This window comes from Candidatus Neomarinimicrobiota bacterium, assembly GCA_018651745.1.
GTDB lineage: Bacteria > Fidelibacterota > Marinisomatia > Marinisomatales > TCS55 > JAAZYX01.
The window spans coordinates 39,502-60,203 of record JABIDL010000037.1 but is presented as its reverse complement, the minus strand read 5'-3'; the positions used below and the strand labels follow the sequence as shown (position 1 = coordinate 60,203).

Below are 20,702 nucleotides of genomic sequence, written 5' to 3'. Positions count from 1 at the left end.
GCCTTAACTAAAAAAGAATCTGCACACATAAACGGCACTTAAAACACCAACCGCATCTGCAATGAGTCCTGCAATCAAAGCATGTCGCGTTTTTCGAATACCAACAGATCCAAAATAAACAGCCAAAACATAAAAGGTGGTTTCAGTAGAGCCAAACATAGTGGCGCCAATTTTTGCAATCAGAGAATCCGCGCCATGCTGATGAATCAAATCTGTCAAAAGACCCAATGATCCACTTCCGGATAAAGGCCGCATTAATGCCAATGGAAGATTCTCAGGTGGAAAACCAATGAATGTTAAAACAGGCGTTAGAAAATTTAGTAAAACATCCAGTGCGCCGGACGCTCGGAACATTCCGATTGCAACCAGAATTGCTACAAGGTAAGGAATAATTCTAACAGCAATTGTAAATCCGTCCTTTGCGCCTTCTACAAAAGATTCATACACTTTTACCTTTTTAATTGCCAGACCATAAAACGGAATTCCTACGAGTAAAAAAGGAATAATGTATTTTGAAATTTCGTTTACGCCGTTTACAAATGAATCAATCATAGTTCGTTTCCTTGCTCAAAAGAAAATCTTTTTCTTTTCTCTAAAAATTTGATAGAAACAATAGCCGCAACGGTGGACATACTTGTTGCAATAATGGTGGTGATAAATATCTGACTGGATTGTGCACCCATCAGCGCCACTACCGTTGCCGGTAAAATGAGTTGAACGCTGGACGTATTCACGGCTAAAAACATACACATTGCGTTGGTGGCGGTTTCTTTGTTTGGATTTAATTCTTGGAGTTCTTCCATTGCTTTTAAACCAAGTGGCGTGGCAGCATTTCCCAACCCAAGAATATTGGCAGACATATTTAATACAATCGATCCAATCGCAGGATGATCTTCCGGCACATCAGGGAAAAGTCGAATGGTGATGGGGCGCAATCCTTTGGCAATGAGACGAATGAGTCCAGATTCTTCTGCAATTTTCATGATACCCAGCCAAAGCGCCATAATACCAATCAATCCAATCGCCAACTCCACGGCCACTTTTGCCATATTGACTGCCGCTTCTGTGACTGCATCAATATTCCCTGTGAACGCGCCAATTACAACAGCGATTAGCATCATTCCAAACCAAATGTAATTCAGCATTTATTTTTTCCTTATTTAACCGGCGATTCTAATAACGTTAAGGATGGTATATCAGTTTTCGCATCCAATTGAACTGGAACTGAAATGGGGATTGTTGCTTGAAAAATGCCATGTCCGCAGGGAAAATTAGAAATAATGGGAATATTCAAATCACCACACACATCTATAACTATTTCATCTGTGGATTTTCCAAATGGATCATCATAATCTTTCATGTCAAGCAATTCACCTATAATGAGTGCTTTAATATTGTCAAACATACCGGCTTCTTTCATGTGGACGAGCATACGATCGAATGCGTACAAATATTCATCAACGTCTTCAATAAATAGAATGGCACCATCTGTATCAAGTTGATCTTCAGTCCCCAATCGATTGATCAAAAGACACATATTTCCACCCCAAATGGGGCCTTCTGCTTTACCGGGTTTTAAAACACGAGCTTGCAATTCTGGTGGAGGCGAGATGGTTACAGATTCATTTCCAAATAGCGTTTTTTCCATGAGATCAAAATTATATTCCACCATCCCTTTATTAAAGCTAGACAGCATGGGACCATGAAAGGTAACAAGTCCGGTAGTTTGGGTAATGGATGTTAGAAAAGCAGTTATATCGCTGTAACCTATAAATATTTTCGGATTCGATTTGATGAGGTCATAATCCAGAAGGGGTAAAACTCGGTTGGCGCCATATCCGCCGCGTGCACAAATAATGGCATCAATATCCGGATTTGCAAACATGCCATTGATATCATCTGCTCTTTCTTGGGGTGTCCCCGCATAAGTGTTATCTTTCAAAAATACACTTTTCCCTAAAACCAGTTTATATCCTTTATTCTCAAAAACAAAAACGCTGGTTTTTAAGTCAGATTCCTTCATCCAAGATGATGGGCTCACAATTCCAATGGTTGCGTTTGGATTAAGTACCGGCGGTTTAATCATGAACTAACATTTCTAAAATATTGTCCTGCAATCGTTGATAATCTTTTGCTGAGCCAATATAACCATTCATCATAAAAGAAAAAGCCAGCGGTCCAAAACGCGGAGAAAAAGCATAGCCGGAAAAACAACTCACACCGGAAAGATGCCCCGTTTTTGCTTTTATTTTATGTCCATTTTTTGTGAGCCGGTTGTTTAAAGTTCCTTTAGACCCGCCATTTGCTAATACGTATAAAAAATCATCTGAGTATGGGCTTTGATACATATAGGAAAGCAATTGAATAAAATGATCTGCGCTGGTGAGATTATATCGGGAAACACCGGATCCATCTGCCATTCGGATAGTGCCAGTATCAATTCCGGCAGAATCAGCTAAAAATGTTTTAACCCTAGTTATTCCATCGTCCCAATTCCCGGGGTTTTCTTCAGTAATTCCTAAAGTTTTTATCAATAATTCAGCTGTAAGATTGTCACTTTCATTCATCAGGTTTGAGGTAGAATAAAGCAGCGAATCGGAGCGATGAGAAACAAGTTTTGAAGCATTCTTTGGTAGAGTTCCAATAGAAACCGCAAGAACAGATATACCTCTTTCTGCGAGCATTTCCTTCATGACCGTTCCGGCAAACAGCGGAGGGTGAACAATATTTCGGATTAAAGTATCTTTAGGCGTGGTATCCAGTAATTCGCCGGAAATGATAAACTGATTTGTTTCCCCGACCCAATCTCGTTCAATTTTAAACTTTTTGAATTCTATCGTGTCGTTCACAGTAACGGATTGGTTCTTAACTTGAATATATTGTGTTGGCGGATGAACAGTGATGTCAGCCGGCTCTCCTAATTTCCCGGGATGGAAATAAAAATCCACGCAATTATCGTTCATAGATAAGGCGCTCACTGGAGCTGCGTACCACCAATATCCTTCATCCCACATCCATCCTTCACCGTAATGAAGTGTATCCATTAAACTTTCATCAACAAAAATCGTATCAATTGAATTGAGTGAAGACGAAACAATTTGAGCGAGTGAATCTAATTGCTCAATAGAAAAATCTGGATCACCGCCGCCTTTTAGGTAAAGATTGTTTTTTTCAACATAAATAGAAGTTTCAAACACAAAGTCCGATCCAAGAACTCCCAGTGCTGTTGCACAAGTGTATAGCTTATTATTGCTGGCCGGAAGTAATAATTTTTCGCTATTAAGAGCGTATAACGTTTCTCCGGTTGACAACGATTTAATTTTGATCCCCATATTTGCATTTAGCCCGGAATCCATAATCAATTCATTTATATTTTTTTTAAAAACCAATTTGCCGGTATTACTAAATAGGGATTTGTGATGAGAGCAGGATATCGCCCAAAACCCCAAAAGTATTGGTAGATACATTGGTATTAATCGCTTTGGATAATTGCTCTTCATAAGTTAAAAATAACATACATAGTTTTTAGCCAGATAATTATTTAATAGTTAATTTACTACAATACATGAACAAAATTATTAGCCAAAATCTCACCATTGCAGATTTAGGATGGGCGGGAAAAAATACTAAAAATAGCTACGTTGCCAAAATAATAGTATCTCGATACATTCTTTTCATTTTAAGATTTGCACAAAATAAATGATTAATAAAATTATTTTATCGGTTCTTTCATTTTATTTTTTCGGTTGCGGAGAGAGTAAGCAAATCGATGCGAATGAAAATTGGATGATTTCATCCCAATCATTACTTCGTGTGCAGGAATTGGGAGAAAAAAATCCGGATTTATCTGCGACACCTTTTAATAATTCAACAAATTCAAACCACCAATTCGTTTTATTAAAATCCGGAGAGACAGATATCGACTTTCACAATACTTGGAATCCGAGCCAAAAACACCGTGATCAAATTCGCAATTCATTTATTGCCTCAGGAGTAGCAATTGGAGACTACAATCGGGATGGCTTAGCTGATATATTCTTAACACGACAAATGGATGGAGGACGATTGTATCAAAACCTTGGTGGGTTTCAATTTGAAGATGTTACGGAAAAAGTGGGCATGAATCCGGCTGGAATGTGGAGCACCGGTGCAACCTTTGCGGATTTAAACAATGATGGTTGGCTTGATTTATTTGTGTCAGGTTTTGACTGCCCTAACAGGCTTTATATTAATCAGCAGGGAAAATTCACTGAGGAAGCAAGTAAATACGGTCTCGATTTTAACGGGGCAAGCGTTACAATGTCCTTTGCCGATTATGATCGGGATGGAGATTTGGATGGTTATCTGCTTACCAATCGATTGCAGCCAAGTTCTGATATTAAAAACGTAAAAATAATTCGTCAGGAAAATAGAAGAATTCTTATACATCCTGATTCCCGCGAACTTGCCTATATCGTAAAACCTCCCAATCGTATGCAAATGTTAGTGCCGGCGGGTCAATTTGATCATTTATATAGAAATGACAACGGCACATTTGTTGATGTTTCGGTTGAATCGGGAATTGGAAAGCTGCCATATTATGGGCTGTCTGCAACTTGGTGGGATTATAACGATGATAGTTGGCCTGATTTGTATGTTGCAAATGACTACATGGGTCCTGATCATCTATATCGTAATAATGGTCCAGACGCTAATGGATTCATTTCATTTACTGATGTTGCAAACGAAGCATTTCCACACACTCCCTGGTTTTCTATGGGTTCAGATTATTCAGATATCAATAATGATGGCTGGATAGATTATCTTGCTTCTGACATGGCTGGGAGTAACCACTATCGAGATAAATTATCTATGGGTTCTATGAGCGGGCCAAATAGTGATGCTTGGTTTTTGAATTTCCCAAACCCGCCGCAATACATGAGAAATGCACTTTATCTAAATACCGGCACCGATCGGTTTATGGAAGTTGCCTACCTTACGGGGTTGGCGAAAACAGATTGGACTTGGACTGTAAAATTTGGCGATTTAGACAATGATGGATTTGAAGATGTATATTTCACAAATGGAATGTCTCGCGATTTTTTCAATGGAGACTTAAAAGACAAATCACAACACATTGCAGCTAAGGATGATTCTTTTGCAGAAAAAGAATTAGAATGGTGGGAGCAGCAAAAACCATACAAATTGAAGAACCAAGTGTATAAAAATCGGGGCGACTTGCAATTTACAAATCTCAGTAAACAGTGGGGATTAGACCATCTTGGTATTAGTACCGGATCTGCAATGGGTGATTTGGATGGAGATGGAGATCTCGACCTTGTCGTGAATGGATTTAATGAGCCTGTCCGTGTTTATCGCAATGATGTTTCTTCCGGAAGGTCGCTTCGTATCAAACTCAAAGGCAGATCAAGTAATTATAATGGCGTAGGATCAAAAATTGTTTTGAAGGCAGATGGTGATACCAAACAAACACGATATATCGCAACATCAAGAGGGTTCATGTCATCAAGTGAATCCATTGTACACTTTGGTTTGGCTAAAACAGAAAAAGCAGATACAATAACAATTTATTGGCCGACAGGTAAACAACAAATTTTGCAAGATCTTCCCACTGGATATTTATATACAATTATTGAGCCCAAAACAGTAGTTGAGGACATAAAACAAGAAAATACAAAACCGATAAAAATGACAATGTTTTCGCAAAACCAAAATGTGTTGTCAAGCGCAATTCACATGGAAAAAATATACGATGATTTTGAACGACAAAAGTTGCTACCTAATAAATCTTCACAACTTGGTCCGGGGTTGGCATGGGGTGACATTGATGGAGATGGATACGACGATCTTTTCATTGGAGGGTCTTCTGGTTTTATTGGATCGATTCATCGCAATCAAGGAGACGGAACATTTCTTAAAACGTCGCAAATAAGTTTCAACGATGATATCAGATCAGAGGATATGGGATCGCTATTCATTGATTTTGATCACGATGGAGACCTCGATTTGTATGTAGTAAGTGGTGGCGTAGAATGTGAGCCGGGTGATGATGTTTTACGGGATCGTCTTTATACCAACGATGGTGAGGGTTCTTTTACAAAATCAGATCTGCTACCTGATATTCGGAATAGTGGTAGCGTAATTATTGCGGCTGATATTGATGGCGATAAATCTTTAGAGTTGTTTATTGGTGGAAGGATAATTCCTGGGAATTATCCGGAATCACCCAATTCAACAGTGTTACGCTTTACCGGGACAAAATATGAAGATATAACAAATACGATTGCCCCGGGAATCAAGCACGCAGGAATGGTCACAAGTGCACTGTTTACAGATGTAGATGCAGATCATCATCCCGATTTGTTGGTTACTTACGAATGGGGGCCGGTACGATTTTTTCACAATGAAAATGGTCGACTCGTTGAGCGCACTTCTAAAGTTGGCTTGGCAACCCGTATGGGTTGGTACAATAGTATCAGCGGAGGCGATATCGACAATGATGGTGACACAGATTATTTAGTTGGCAATTTTGGTTTTAATACAAAGTACAAAGCTTCAAACACAAAACCGGAAATATTATATTACGGAGACTTTGAAGGAAACGGTATCAAGCGTATTATCGAGGCAAAATACGAAAATGGGATTTGCCTACCGCGCCGTGGGTTAGGGTGCTCAAGTGATGCGATGCCAATGGTAAAACAAAAATTGCCATCCTATCATGATTTTGCGATTACATCCCTAAAAGACATTTATACAGAAACTCGGCTTGAGATCGCTGAAAAATTCGAGGTTAACAGTTTAGCATCAGGAATCCTCATTAATGAAACCGATACTCAAGGAAATACTCAATTCGAGTTTCACCCTTTACCTCAAATAGCCCAAGCGAGTCCAATTTTCGGTTCTGCTATTTGCGATATAAATGGTGATGGGAATTTAGATCTTTATGTGGTGCAAAATTTCTATGGACCCCAACGAGAAACCGGCTACATGGATGGAGGCGTGAGCTTGTTGCTTCTTGGTGATGGATCGGGGAATTTTCAGAGTATTACACCAGATATAAGCGGACTCCTGCTTCCAAAAGATGGGACCAGCTTGACAATTAACGATATCAATCGTGACGGAAAACCTGATTTCATTGCCGGGGTGAACAATGCAGTAGTAAAAGTTTTTATAAACCTAACGCATTCAAAAATGACTGCTATTCATTTAACAGAATTATCAGAAAACCATAATTATGTTGGAGCAAAAATTTGGGTGGATTTTTCTGATGAAACAATTCAACTTCATGAAATTTCAGCCGGTGGAGGTTATTTATCTCAATCAGCGCCGATTGTATTTATTGGGGGTAATAATAATCAAAGGAAGGTGGATAGAATTCGAATCCGTTGGTCCGATGGTTTTTTGAAAGAATTCAAAATGAATGAACTCCATTAGCTCTTAGGTTTTTTATGGATCAAATAATAAATCTGCAATTTGATTCGCAATGTCTTTTGGGGTGCCAGAATTTCGATTAGTAAGAATTATAATACTTATTCTTTCGTTAGGGAACCGCATAAAAACATTCCGAAATCCGCGAGTACTACCGGTGTGAGAAACTCTTTCCCGGTAATAATAAGTATCTAACACCCAACCAAAACCATACCCTGTTTCTTCACCGCTGGATAATTTCCCACTGGTAAAAGCTTTATTCAGAATCGCATATGGAACCAATGTATTCGTGTACAGACTTTGATCCCATTTTAACATGTCTTCTGCAGAAGTATAAATTCCACCATCGCCAAGTACGGCGCTTGCAAGACTTTGATCATCTCGAAAATATTCAGGGCCTTCTAAAATAGTATTAACAGAATATCCATATGCTCTATTGTTAACAATTGAAATCCCATCCTCGAAAGCAATGCTGTTTGACATTCCGAGCGGTAAAAAAATATTTTGTTCTAAAAAATTAGCAAAACTTAAGCCAGACACTTCCTCCACTATCATTGCCAATATTGCATACCCCGAATTATTATAACGGTAATCCGTCCCTGGTGGGAAATAAGTCCAGGATTGCTGCATCATAAGATTCAAAACATCCCGATCCTTTACCTGCTCCGTTATCAGAGAAAAGTACTCTATAAGTCCTGAAGTATGATGCAGGAGATGTGTAATGGTAATGTTATTTCCGTAATCGGGGAAATCTGGGAAAATATCTGTAATCGTTTGTTCATAATCTAACTGACCTCGACTCTTTAAAATCATAATGCACATTGCTGTGAATTGTTTTGTCACAGAAGCCAACCTGAAATTTGTTGCAAATGTGATTGGGGTATCTTCCTCCAAGTTGGCCATCCCATATTCATTTGAATATAGAATATCCCCTTCCTTAATGATTAAAAGTGCCGCACCCGGTCCATTTACTAAATCATATTCGGAAAGCAATAAATCAATCGCAACTCTGTCCAATTCATCCTCTGCCTTCACTTTACTATCATCGCAAGAGAATAAAAAAATGATTAAGGATGTTATAGCGGTAGAAATAGAGCGACGACTTAACATTTTCTTAATTTTCTATAATTATCTTTAGCGAGCCGAGACATTAATTAAAATTAATCAAAGAAGGTCCAAAATGGAAATGTTCTCTTTTTAGGATGAAATTAAAAACCTATATTCGTTTTAAGAATTTCAATAATTAAGTTAACCAACGAGGATTCTTCTGATGAAAAAAATAACACCTTATTTGTTATTTAGCGTTTTTATGCTTAGACCATTAATTGGTAATCAAGAAGGTGCATCTAATTCAGAAAATGTCCTTTCACGGAATGTGGTTGATACCTTAAACATCGGTCTAAATGATACAGTAAGTATAGGATTTTCCCCCGGTGACATCATGATGGAGGTTTTCAATGCTCCAGGCGATTTAACCTTAAATGGAATTGGCGTGAATGTGCTTGGATGGAATACAGATGGAACATCCCCAAATTTAAAGGTTGAAGTTTACAGGCCCGGGAGTGGGGGTTATCCATTTACATCAACCGGATCCATGTATAGCATTGGAGATACCACTCAAAATGGATGGATTGGATACGCTCATACTGCAGATAATGATTCAATCGCTTATCCAGATACTAGTTCTGCGACAAACTTGGTTTGGAATAATTTCAGTACTGGGATTGGTATCTGTTCCGCAGAACTGGAAATAGCAGATGGGCAACCAGTTTTGGGGACCAAAGTGTTACCGGTTAGCCCAACAGATGTAACAATCCAAAGGCCATCCGATGGATCCGCAGGAGTTTATTTTGTTGATTTTACGTCTGACGGAGGAGCCCAGTTTGTAAAAGATGAATTAATTGCCGTTGTGGTAACCTACCTTCCAGACGATGCAGGTGATCCGGCAAACGATGCAACCAAGATTATTTTAAACGCCTCCGATGCATCCTACTTTTATCCCTCACCTGGGCTTACATATTACGCAAGTGACTGTAGCGGCCCGAGTGGTGAAAATGGATGGCATATCATGCCTAACGCTTGGAAATTTCAATATGTGGTTGATATTTTCGGAGATATACCTCCTGAAATTGAAATATATCATGTGGGAGTTACAAGCACAGACGGATTGCCAGATCCAATTCCATCCTGGACAGAAATTAAAGTATTTGCAACCGTAAATGATCAAAATCCCTCCGGTGGATCCGATGGCGTTGAAATTGCTATTCTTAATTGGCAGGTTAATTCCCTTACAGCCAGTACAACGTCTGAAGCAATGACAATGCTTTATAATCTTGTAATACAGGAATATGTTTATACGGCCGACATTCAAGGCTATACAAACGGAACCACCATATATTGGTGGGTTTCTGCAGAAGATGTGGAGGAAAATATCTCTACCACACCTAAGCAGTCATACCTTGTTGGAACTTTGGCAACAGAAGATGAAGCAAACCCTAAGGGATTTGAATTAATTGGAAATTATCCAAACCCATTCAACCCGGTAACCAACATTTCTTATTCCATGGATAATGTTTCGGATGTTAGCATTACAGTTTATGATATTCGTGGAAAAGTGGTAAAAAATTTATTTATGGGTAAAGTAACCCCGGGGCAACATTCTGTCTCATGGAATGGCACAAATGATTTAGCTCAACCTCTGCCTTCCGGTATTTATCTTTATCGTTTACAATCCAATGAGAGCATCTTCACCAGCAAAATGATGCTTTTAAAATAATTATATTCATCAGCTATAGATAAAAACATATTAAGACTTAATTGAAAAATGTAAACTTGATATTTTTTTTAATGGCAGGATCTGTTCTGTTTTCCCAAAGCGGAAGTATATCAGGCATTATAAAAAATGAACGCGGAAATCCACTGGTCGGTGCAAATGTATTTCTCAAAAATACAGCTTTGGGCTCAGCAACCGATAAAAATGGAAATTATGTAATCCCTAAAGTTCCAGCTGGGAAACATTACCAATTAACCGCAATGTATATCGGTCATAGAACGGTAAGTCGGGACGTTCAATTGCAGGATGGAGAAGAAATCAAAGCTGATTTCATTTTGAAACGGTCCTTAATTGATTTAGACGAAGTTGTTGTTTCGGCGAGTTTTAGCGAGCGACAAAAACGGGCTCAGGCGTCACCGGTAACAATTATTTCAGAAGAAGATTTACGCGTGCTTCCATTGCGAAGCATCGATGAAGTTTTATTGGGAAAAGTCCCTGGTGGATATGCAAACCTACCTCATAGACCCGGTCAAAATAATTATGCGTTTACCTTGAGAGGTGGAACCAGTGGCGCCGGAAGACCCTTAGGCGATGTAAAAATTTATGTGGACGGAGTCGAACTTCTTGGGTTTGATGTTCAATCCAATCCGGGGATTACAGATTTTATTGATCCCAGTGACATTGAAAGAATTGAAGTAGTACGAGGACCTATGGGGTCAACTCTGCATGGATCAAATGCTCAAAGCGGAATTATTCATATATTCACCAAAAGGGGCTCGAATTCAAGAAAGACGACTTATAGAATAAAAATTGCCAGAAAAAGCACCGATGCACCCATTATTAATGACAAAGCTATGGGGCAAGAAGTTTCCTTTAATTTAAGTGGAAGAAGCTCATCCGATTTAAATTTCAACTTTGGCGTAAATGGAACGGTTGATGAAGAAGTGATGCCAAGTAATGGTAAAAATATTGAACAAATAAAACTACATGGTGCACTCAATGCAAGGATAGGAACAGCAAAGGTTGATGTCAAAACATTTCAGAGTTGGGGCAGACAAGGGTTTATCAGCAATCTATTTCATTTACTAAAATATAAAGAAGAAAGAGGCTGGACGGACGCACCGGATCATTGGGACGATCCTTTATCGGATGGATTTACAGAATTTTATAAGCCAGGACTCAGTATCAACTTTACCCAAAATTTTACACCCAATTGGTACCATACTCTAATTATTGGAAACGATACCAAACAATACTTGTATAGAAAGTTTGGCACTGATAGCGGAGGAAGCTATTTAAAACAAGATTGGAACCGAACCACACTAAATTACTTTTGGCATCTGAAACGCAACTTTCAAAATTTGGTAGAATTTGACATCACAGCTGGCGCCCAACGAACCCAAAGCAGCAATGTAAGATTATCCGGAACAGTAGATGAGGTAAAAGATCAATATTATTACGATGATTTTGACAATGCTTCTCTCGTAGATCAAAGCAATAGTAATTTGGGATATTATGCAGAAACAGTATTGGGTTATCGAGAAAATTTGTATTTGACACTTGGAGGGCGGGTGGAAGAAAATGAATATTTTGGAAAAGATTACGGTACTCATTTTAGCCCTCAAATGGGGATATCCCTTATTTCAGAGTTGGGTAGTGTAATTGCTAAACTACGGGGATCTTGGGGTGGAGGAGGAATCAGCCCTCCACAATCAATGCAGGCGCTTCCCAGCGAATCTAGCACCTCTATTAATATCGGCAATCCCGACTTGAAGCCCGAAAGGCAATCAGGATATGAAGTCGGCGGTGATTTTTATTTCGGAGATAATTTTTTTCTTGAAGTCACTTATTTTGATCAATTGTTTCGAGATGGAATTCAGAATGACCCCAGCATAGATGATCCGGAAACCGTTAAGCGGGAATATTGGTATATTAATTTTGGTGAAATTATTAATAAAGGGTGGGAATTTGCGTTGAAAACAAGATTTGGACCTTTAGGTATTAATGCAACCTATTCTATTTTGGACAGCAGATGGGGTCAGGATTCAATCCGCCAGAATGATCTGCAATATGAAGGATTTTTTGACGAAGGTGTTAGGAGAAATGATGTTCCGACATCCACCGCAAACCTCTCTCTTACCTACAACATTCCTCCAATTATTTCCAAAAATAAAAAAGGCGGTTCTTTGGTATTAGATTTTAACTACATCGGGGATAAGAAAGGTCGAGATTGGCTACTGCAATACGATGGATTCTACAACCCGAATGTTGACTATATTTCCTATTATAGTAAAGATTTATTGGTCAATTATAAACCTTATGTCACAGTTCGTTTGCGTTGGAATTATTGGTTTACTAGAAACATAAATATTTATTTTGACGTCAGGAACTTAACCGAGCATGAAGATATATCCAGCGGAATAACGCAACCAGCTCTTGGGCGGCAAATGGTGTTGGGATTTGATTTAGAATTTTAGTCTTTTTGAATAACTATAATATAAAGGAATAAAAAAATGTTGAAAAATTTCACAAAAATATCTACAGGGTTGCTCCTTATATCTTGCTTAATGATATCGTGCGGTAGTTATGATTTTTCCAGCGTCTTTTCCACATTTCCGGAAAACCCAAAGGCTGGCAAATCTGTCACCATCTTGTACAATTCTAACGGGACTATTCTGGACGGTACAGATAAATTATATGCTATTGTTCGGACGTACGGAAAACGAAATTTCCAACCGGCTTCAATGTTTTCTATGCCGAATAATGTGGTTGATACAGAAGAATATAAAATGGAAAAAAGGGGAGACGGGTGGACAGTACAAATTTCTACCCCTGATTCGGTTGTTGGTTTTGTAGTCACACTACACAATGAAAATGATACAGATTTTAATGGAGGTCTTGGATATTGGGTACCGTTATATACCGACGATCAGCAGATATTGCCGGGGGCAGAAGCTGGCTATGCGGCATCACTTGTACGGCGGGGATGGGGCGCTCAATTAGACAAAACACTTTTTGCGGATACTTTGTTGGGTTTTTATGAGAATGAATTTTCTCGGAATCCCGAAAAAATGTTAGGGTTTGCTTTCTCGTATTTTTCCGTATTGAGAAAAAGTTTGGGAACTGATGGATTTGTTGAAATTGAAAAACATCTAGAATCTATGGCTAGTCCCGATTTGTGGACAGAGGAACACTTGTTTTTCCTGAGCGCTTGGTACGGCGCAGTCAAAAATCAGGAAAAGGCAGATTATTATAAGACAAAATCTCAGGAAAAATTTCCTATGGGTCGATGGATACAACGAGAAGACGCCGGTCAGTTTTATAAAAAAGTAGGTTCGGGAGAAAAGAAAGTATTTTTAGATGAATTTGAAGCCAAGTACCCTGACTATTCCGGGTTTAGTTATATGAGAGGAGTCATTATCGGAGAATATATAAAAGAGGGATCCTATAAAACAGCGATTGAATATGTTCAATCTCTTAATGATAAGTTATGGAGCGAACGTCCAGTATTTTATGCAGTGAATGGTATCGAAAAAATAGGAAACGGCAATGGTGATTCAATAGTAGAAATAATCAATAAATCTGTTGATGCTTCTCGCCAAGAATATGAAAAGCCAAGCACTACAAAACCGCCATTAAAAATTTCGACTATTTGGCAGGAAGCCAGAGCAACACAACTCGCCATGGCGCTAGATGCACTTGGTGTAGCAACCAATTTAATGGGGAATCATTCTGATGCATTAATCTATTTGGAAGAAGCATATCATTTAACCAACAAAAAACAAAAACAAATAAATGAGCATTTTTCCTCTGTTTTGTTTAATAACGGTTCTGTGGGTAGAGCAAAAGAAACTCTAGAAAAAAGTATCGGAGGTGGTGTTCAATCCCCAAAAATGGAAGAAATCCTAAAAGAAATTTTTATGGATACCCACGGATCAGATGAAGATTTTTTATCTTATTTTTCCAACTTGAAAACCTCCGCAATGGGAAATCTAAAAGCTGAAATAAAGGAAAAACTCGTAACAGAAAAGGCCCCCGCTTTTACTCTTACGGATACAGATGGTAAAGAAATATCACTTTCTAACTACAGAGGGAAAATAGTTATTTTAGATTTTTGGGCGACCTGGTGTGGTCCTTGCATCAAATCTTTCCCCGCTATGAAAAAAGCCCTTACCAAATACAAGAAAGGGAACGAAGTAAAAATCTTATTTGTCAATACCAGAGAAACAGCAAAGGACAAACTTCAAGCCGTAAAAGATTTGATGAATGAAAATGATTACCCTTTCCACGTATTGATGGATGACAAGGATGAGGTGTACCAATCATTTGGTGTGTCTCTTTTACCTACAAAAGTTATTGTTGATAAAACCGGTAATATCCGTTACAGAAGTCTGGGATTCATGGGTGAAACAGAACTTTTGGATGAACTGGATGCATTAATTTCCATCCTGAAGTCCGACGATCAAAAAGTTGGCCTAAGCGGGTAAATCTTGCTCAATTTATTTGCTTGACTCTTTTTTCATAACTCCATTACATTGCTTGCTCATTGCTAGTGATATAAATCACAGTAACAAACCCTAAAACAAAACGAGGTACTACATGTTAAATAAGTTAATGACAATCTTACTGATCTTATCCCTGCAACCCACTTTCGCAACTAGTGGCTACAATGCTGCCGGTGATTTTAGCCTGGATTATTCTTTGAATGCACACGGAGATGCAAATTTCTCCACCTTTACGGCCTTAGGCGCCCAAAGCGTATTGGCTGGAATGGATTTTGATGGTGATAGTTTATATGAAATTCTTTTTTCCATTGATGAAACCCTAGCGCCCGGTGGTCCTGACCCCGGCTATTTAGGTGTCTATCTCTACGAAGCAGATGGCAACGGCGGGTATAATCATGTCTGGCATTTCATCACACCCGATCCCGGAAACAGTTTGCCGGGTTTGTTTTATGGCGATATTGATTCTGACGGTCTTTCTGAAATTTATTTTGGAGTGCCACCTGCATCTGGCTCAAATGACAACACTTGGGGAACTTACATTTTTGAACAACAAGCAGATTTAACATTCCCTGCCACTGCTACGTTGTTGTTTCAATATGGGATGACATTTTCAGATAATTTTCGCCCTGCCGGGTTTGAAATAGCAGATCTTGATGGAGATGGAAACATGGAACTTTGTACTGTAGATCGTGCGGTCAGAAGACTTTCGATTGATGAATTAGATGGTAGCGACTTCTCATCCCTTTCTACTTTTACCAATGAATACTTGGACACGCAAAACTTAGGTGGCGGTAGTGTCTATAACTTGGATGCTGTGGATTATGATGGCGACGGAAACATGGAAGTGTGGGTAAATACCTGGAATAACTTTAGCATGACTGTTTTTGAAGCCGTTCAAGCTGATTCTTACAAAGTTGCTGTTGACTTGAATGAAATTTTTCAGGATGGAGACCCTGCTTCTTTCCGAAGAAATGGCTTTGCTTTTCATGATATTAATGGAGATAGTTCACTTCAGGCTTGGTTCCCGATGACAAATGGAAAACTATATTATCTGGAATCAGTTCCTGATAGTGTAGGTGGTGTCGATAGTTTAAAAGCATCTCACTTTCATGAAGTTCTAACTTTTGGTTCGAGAAACCGTGGAAGTGATTCAGGTGATATTGATGGCGACGGCGATTTCGATATAATTGCCACAACCGGCACAAAAGAAACCGTTGTGCGGATGGAATTTACCGGATCTGATCCAACAGACGCTAACGACTATGAAGTCACAACGATTTTTGAAAGTATCGGAGACCCGGCAGATCGTTATTATCCGCTCGATATATCCGATAACGATTTGGATGGAGATGGGGAACTTGAAGTCGTTTTAACAAATTTGTATGCGAATGATCCAACACAGCCACAAATTCTGGTTCTGGATTATGACAAATTCTCCTTTGATTCCGGCGGAGATAATCCAGAGCATTTGGCAGCAAACTGGTCCATCTCTGCAATCGCTGAAGCAACAGATGGTGATTCACTGTTTAATACCGCTTCCAACCCAAGATCAGTCATTGGTGGAATGGATATGGATGGTGATGGAAAGCGAGAAGTTATTGCCACTCAATATGCTGGGTCTAGAGTTGTGGTTTTTGAATACGATGTTGCAAATAATGTATTTGATCAAGTTTGGGCATCCGATACTACCAGCGACGTTTTGTATGGATACGCCCCCCGTACAGTTACAGTAGCCGATTTAGATGCGGATGGAAAACAAGAGATTGTTTTTCACTCTCCTTCAACTGCTGCACCCGGGTACCATATTTATGAATGGGACGGGGTTGTTGGCAGTGATAATTATGGCGCAACTTTTTCTGCCATTTGTCAAATTGAAGTTGACACCTGTTGTGCCGGTGATGGGCAGGGCTCTGCCACCTATGGCTCAGGCTACAGGGGTAGACATGATGCAATAGAGATAATGGATGTTGATGGAGATGGCCAGCAGGAAATCCTGGCTCATATTCGTGATAGCGCCCCAAAAGGGACTCTAATTATTTCACTCAATGCTGGCGATGATATTGTCCACAATTCAGGTGGAGGTTTAGAAACCTGGAATACAGAATTTTGGGTAGATAGAAGCCATTATAGCGGCGGTTCACCTCTGCATGCCCTCCCTGCTGATTTAGATGGAGATGGCAAATATGAGATTGTGAATCATACTTGGAATAACTTCCATTTCTATAACCTGACTGCAGATTCAGCAGATTCTTATTCTGCTCCTGACTCTGGTACTGGTTGGTATAAAGCAACTTCTAATGACCAGTATTCTATCTGGGGTGGGTACGCACACGACATCGATTCTGATGGAAACGATGAAGCTTATTTTGCAAGCTATGGTTCTTGGGGTGTAGGGTCCGGCGATGTATATGCAATGGACTATTCTCCCGGAGATAGCGTCTTAAATGTTGATGAAAATCATGTAAAAATGATTGCTCCAAATATCGGACAATTCATTGGTGACGTCGGATACGGTTATGATGGAAGTGCGAGAAAAAGCATTTTCGTCGGTCGTACTGTACCAAATATAACCGCTTTGGAATACATTGGTACTGATCCATTATCACCTTCCAGCTATTTTAAGAAAATCATCTATTGGGGTGAGCACGATGTGGTAAATACCACTGTCACTCTTGATTCTACTGATGCGCCCGATACTACTTATGCTTCGTCTCCTTGGGGATTCGCTGCAAAAATAGAAACAAATTGGGGTGGTGATTTGCTGGACTTTGATAACGACGGGCAAAAAGAGTTGCTGGTCGGGTTCCAGAGCGTTGACGACAGTCTTACGACTACGGTAAAAACCTTGAACATGGATTCCGTTGCTATTGGCGTAACACATTATGATGATGTTGTTACATCCGTGGTTAATCCTAAAAGATGGTCTTTCATTATTATTGAAAATGGAAGTGCACATCTTGGGGTGAATGATGATCCTATTAGGTTTATCAGACCTGAGGAATATATTTTAGCTCAGAATTATCCAAATCCGTTTAACCCCAACACAGTCATTAATTACACTCTACCCATTAACCGAGAGGTATCGGTAAAAGTGTATAACATAACCGGACAGTTGGTGAGAACTCTCGTAGATAACGAATTAATCTCTGCTGGTTCTCATAAGGTTGTATGGAATGGGAAAAATGATCTTGGTAGAAAAGTCGCAACAGGTGCATACATCTATACGCTTGAGTGGGCTGGAATGAAAAAAGCCAAGATGATGACTTTGCTTAAATAAATAGAGTAAACCTCATAGTTAATTAATCTAAGGGGAGTGCAAAATTGCACTCCCCTTTTACGTATGAAAAAAATTTTAATCATCCTTCATTTCGCGGGAATCTTGTTTGCTTCCAATGGTAAAATCATTGGAGTCGTTAAACAAAAAACGAATGCTGAACCAGCGGTTGGTGTGAATGTAATCTTGGTGGATACATATTTAGGAGCCGCCACTGATGAATCAGGACGCTTTACTATCATGAATATTCCTCCCGGGACTTATACTGTCCGAGTAGATGCAATAGGATTTGCAACAATCACTATGAAAGAAGTTCGAGTCACAACCGGCCAAACTACTGATCTCGAGTTTAAATTGGACGAAGAGGTGGTTCAAGGGCAGGAAGTCGTGGTAATTGCGAAAAGACCCTTGGTGCAGAAAGATTTAACAGCGTCACAGCGCGTAACGACAGCGGATGACATTCAAGACTTACCTGTCGAATCATTTTTAGGTGTCCTCGCCACCCATGCTGGAGTAAACCGTAGTGCGGGGGGCGCATTGCACGTTCGTGGAGGGCGAAGCAATGAGATCGGATATTTTATTGATGGAGTTTCTGTATCTAATCCCTTTTTTACCAATTCTCTGGCTGTTAGCATCAGTAACAAAGCATTAGAAGAAATGAAGTTGGTGAGTGGCGCCTTTAATGCAGAATACGGCAATGCGATGAGTGGTGTAGTAGATGTAAAAATTAAAGATGGTGGAAAACATTATGACGGTAGTCTTTCAATTTACAGTGGTGACTATGCATCAAAGGCCTCAAACATTTACCCCAATATTGACAATCTCAGCATGACAGCAAATCGAACTTTTGACGGTTTTATTTCAGGACCGGTTCTGCCATTCCTTGGTGATTTTTTGACATTTAATGTTTCCATTCGCCGGAGTGAAAGCGAGGGTTATCTCTTTGGAATCCGTGAGCACAACCCCGATGATTTAGCGTATTTCCCGCCAAGCGGTAATTGGTATATTCAAATGCGTGGTGATAGTGCTTTCGTACCCATGAATCCTAGTGAAAGTACCAATTCTCTGGCAAAGTTTACATTACGGCTTTCTCCCCGTTTGAAAATTTCTACTCAATCTATTTTATCTCAATCACAACGTAAGAGTTATTCTCATGAATATAAATATAATCCGGATGGAGTTGGGTCAAAGCTTTCGGATAATAACAATCATTCGATTAAAATAAATCATTCCCTGACTGAGAAAAGCTTTTACGAAGCTAATGTATTTATAAGTAATACAGATTATAAAAACTACTTGTATGAGGATACTACTGACAGCAGATATGTTTCTACTGATTACATCAATACAGAGCCAACCTCGGCCACCTTTTTATTTGGCGGCACCCAAATGGGACATACTTATAGAACTTCGAATTCTTTAGGTGGGAAATTTGATTTTACTATGCAAGTGTCAGAAAGGCATGAATTAAAAACCGGTTTTAGTTTTCGCAGGGATAACCTTGAGGAAAGAAACATTTCTATTCAATATAATCAAAATTATCTACAGCCAACCGTTTTACCAGAAAATGAATCTCCTTATCATGTGTATTACAAAAAGAATGCGTTGCAATATTCAGCATATATTCAGGATAAAATGGAATATAGTTCCATGATCATGAATTTAGGTGTGCGATATGATGCTTTTGTGCCCAAAGATTCATCTATAGCAGATCTTGTTTATCCGCAGGCAGGAAAAAGTGCAGCCAGTGAAAAGACAATGATTTCTCCTCGAATTGGTGTTTCTCTTCCCATTACCGATACTGGAATTTTTCATTTTTCCTATGGACATTTTTACCAAATGCCTACCCTGCGAAATTTATACCGTGAAAGTTATTTTGGTGCAGGACTTACACCAACTGTTGGTAATCCTGATTTGAAACCGGAAAAAACAGTTCTCTATGAATTCGGTTTCCAACAGCAATTCGGCCAATTGATCGGGATGGACCTAAATCTCTTCTACAAAGATATCCGCGAACTATTAGCGCTGCAGAATATCCGCTATGACAGCCCTCAATACGGTCCGTCTAATTATGACATATATTTGAATAAAGATTACGGCACGTCTAGAGGATTAACTCTTTCTGCAACTAAACGATACGACCCGATTTCCAAAACAAGCATCTGGCTTGACTATACTTATCAGAAATCGGAAGGAAATTCAGTTAAATCCGGTTCATTTTATTTTAGTACTTTAAGCGGCGTTGAAGAAGAAAAGCTTATTGTTCCGTTATCCTGGGATCAGGCGCACCTGTTAAATACCACAATCATTATTGGAGATCCCTCAAAAACAACAGTGGGACTCATTGGTAAAATTTCAACCGGATGGCCTTATACACCATCCATACCCTATGCGAATTATGTGCCAAAACCCAATAGTGGACGGAAACCAGTTCAGCGAAATCTGGACCTTAAAATCGAAAGTAGAATATCAATTGGTAAACAGCAGGTTTCTCTCTTCGCTCGAGTTTATAATGTATTTGATATACGTAATGAAAGATATGTATTTGATGACACCGGCTCGGCAGAATTCACCTATGAGAACCGAAGCAGTCAGGAAACGGCAGAATTCATTTCCCATTATGGACAGCCGGGGATCCATACGTGGGATGAGTATATAACTCGCCCAAACTATTATTCTGCCCCACGATCTTTTAAATTTGGCTTTTCTTTGGACTTATAAA

Annotated in this window: 11 protein-coding genes; 6 read left to right on the top strand and 5 right to left on the bottom strand. The window is 39.3% G+C overall.

Annotation, left to right across the window (positions count from 1 at the left end; genetic code table 11):
• Positions 1 to 3 precede the first annotated feature (3 nt).
• The 4 genes from HOD97_07110 to dacB are packed head-to-tail and all read right to left on the bottom strand — an operon-like array spanning position 4 to position 3,356.
• A complete protein-coding gene (locus HOD97_07110) occupies positions 4 to 552 on the bottom strand; it encodes a spore maturation protein (protein MBT4281365.1) in 549 nt (182 codons plus the stop codon).
• Positions 549 to 1,145, bottom strand: coding sequence for a nucleoside recognition protein (locus HOD97_07105; protein MBT4281364.1), 597 nt, complete (start codon positions 1,143 to 1,145; stop codon positions 549 to 551). Before HOD97_07105 ends, HOD97_07110 begins: the two co-directional genes overlap by 4 nt.
• A gap of 11 nt (positions 1,146 to 1,156) precedes the next feature.
• Positions 1,157 to 2,086 carry an LD-carboxypeptidase gene (locus HOD97_07100; GenBank protein ID MBT4281363.1) on the bottom strand — a complete coding sequence of 310 codons (930 nt, stop codon included), beginning with the start codon at positions 2,084 to 2,086 and terminating at the stop codon, positions 1,157 to 1,159.
• Positions 2,079 to 3,356: a D-alanyl-D-alanine carboxypeptidase/D-alanyl-D-alanine-endopeptidase gene (dacB, locus tag HOD97_07095; GenBank protein ID MBT4281362.1), complete on the bottom strand. Its 1,278-nt coding sequence runs from the start codon at positions 3,354 to 3,356 to the stop codon at positions 2,079 to 2,081. Before dacB ends, HOD97_07100 begins: the two co-directional genes overlap by 8 nt.
• A 343-nt stretch (positions 3,357 to 3,699) precedes the next feature.
• On the opposite strand from dacB, the gene HOD97_07090 reads away from it, so the two are divergent.
• On the top strand, positions 3,700 to 7,434 hold the full coding sequence (locus HOD97_07090; protein ID MBT4281361.1) for a hypothetical protein: 3,735 nt from the start codon (positions 3,700 to 3,702) through the stop codon (positions 7,432 to 7,434).
• Between the two features lie 12 nt (positions 7,435 to 7,446).
• Here the strand turns inward: HOD97_07090 and HOD97_07085 are convergent, their stop codons facing one another.
• Positions 7,447 to 8,538, bottom strand: coding sequence for a beta-lactamase family protein (locus HOD97_07085; GenBank protein ID MBT4281360.1), 1,092 nt, complete (start codon positions 8,536 to 8,538; stop codon positions 7,447 to 7,449).
• Positions 8,539 to 8,698: 160 nt separating this feature from the next.
• On the opposite strand from HOD97_07085, the gene HOD97_07080 reads away from it, so the two are divergent.
• The 5 genes from HOD97_07080 (at position 8,699) to HOD97_07060 (ending at position 20,701) form a co-directional block, all read left to right on the top strand.
• Complete coding sequence (locus tag HOD97_07080; GenBank protein MBT4281359.1) at positions 8,699 to 10,204, top strand: T9SS type A sorting domain-containing protein; 1,506 nt, start codon at positions 8,699 to 8,701, stop codon at positions 10,202 to 10,204.
• 71 nt (positions 10,205 to 10,275) lie between these two features.
• On the top strand, positions 10,276 to 12,678 hold the full coding sequence (locus HOD97_07075) for a TonB-dependent receptor (GenBank protein MBT4281358.1): 2,403 nt from the start codon (positions 10,276 to 10,278) through the stop codon (positions 12,676 to 12,678).
• 36 nt (positions 12,679 to 12,714) lie between these two features.
• Positions 12,715 to 14,688, top strand: coding sequence for a TlpA family protein disulfide reductase (locus tag HOD97_07070; GenBank protein ID MBT4281357.1), 1,974 nt, complete (start codon positions 12,715 to 12,717; stop codon positions 14,686 to 14,688).
• A gap of 112 nt (positions 14,689 to 14,800) precedes the next feature.
• Entirely contained in the window at positions 14,801 to 17,983 is a 3,183-nt protein-coding gene (locus tag HOD97_07065) for a T9SS type A sorting domain-containing protein (GenBank protein ID MBT4281356.1), read from the top strand.
• A gap of 63 nt (positions 17,984 to 18,046) precedes the next feature.
• Positions 18,047 to 20,701 (top strand): TonB-dependent receptor, encoded by a 2,655-nt coding sequence (locus HOD97_07060; GenBank protein MBT4281355.1) that lies wholly within the window; start codon positions 18,047 to 18,049, stop codon positions 20,699 to 20,701.
• The last annotated feature ends 1 nt before the right edge of the window (position 20,702 follow it).

What these genes read in the sequence shown, in the direction of transcription:
- HOD97_07110 (MBT4281365.1), bottom strand. Translation starts at nt 552, where the DNA reads ATGATTGATTCATTTGTAAACGGCGTAAACGAAATTTCAAAATACATT.
- HOD97_07105 (MBT4281364.1), bottom strand. Translation starts at nt 1,145, where the DNA reads ATGCTGAATTACATTTGGTTTGGAATGATGCTAATCGCTGTTGTAATT.
- HOD97_07100 (MBT4281363.1), bottom strand. Translation starts at nt 2,086, where the DNA reads ATGATTAAACCGCCGGTACTTAATCCAAACGCAACCATTGGAATTGTG.
- dacB (MBT4281362.1), bottom strand. Translation starts at nt 3,356, where the DNA reads ATGGATTCCGGGCTAAATGCAAATATGGGGATCAAAATTAAATCGTTG.
- HOD97_07090 (MBT4281361.1), top strand. Translation starts at nt 3,700, where the DNA reads ATGATTAATAAAATTATTTTATCGGTTCTTTCATTTTATTTTTTCGGT.
- HOD97_07085 (MBT4281360.1), bottom strand. Translation starts at nt 8,538, where the DNA reads ATGTTAAGTCGTCGCTCTATTTCTACCGCTATAACATCCTTAATCATT.
- HOD97_07080 (MBT4281359.1), top strand. Translation starts at nt 8,699, where the DNA reads ATGAAAAAAATAACACCTTATTTGTTATTTAGCGTTTTTATGCTTAGA.
- HOD97_07075 (MBT4281358.1), top strand. Translation starts at nt 10,276, where the DNA reads ATGGCAGGATCTGTTCTGTTTTCCCAAAGCGGAAGTATATCAGGCATT.
- HOD97_07070 (MBT4281357.1), top strand. Translation starts at nt 12,715, where the DNA reads ATGTTGAAAAATTTCACAAAAATATCTACAGGGTTGCTCCTTATATCT.
- HOD97_07065 (MBT4281356.1), top strand. Translation starts at nt 14,801, where the DNA reads ATGTTAAATAAGTTAATGACAATCTTACTGATCTTATCCCTGCAACCC.
- HOD97_07060 (MBT4281355.1), top strand. Translation starts at nt 18,047, where the DNA reads ATGAAAAAAATTTTAATCATCCTTCATTTCGCGGGAATCTTGTTTGCT.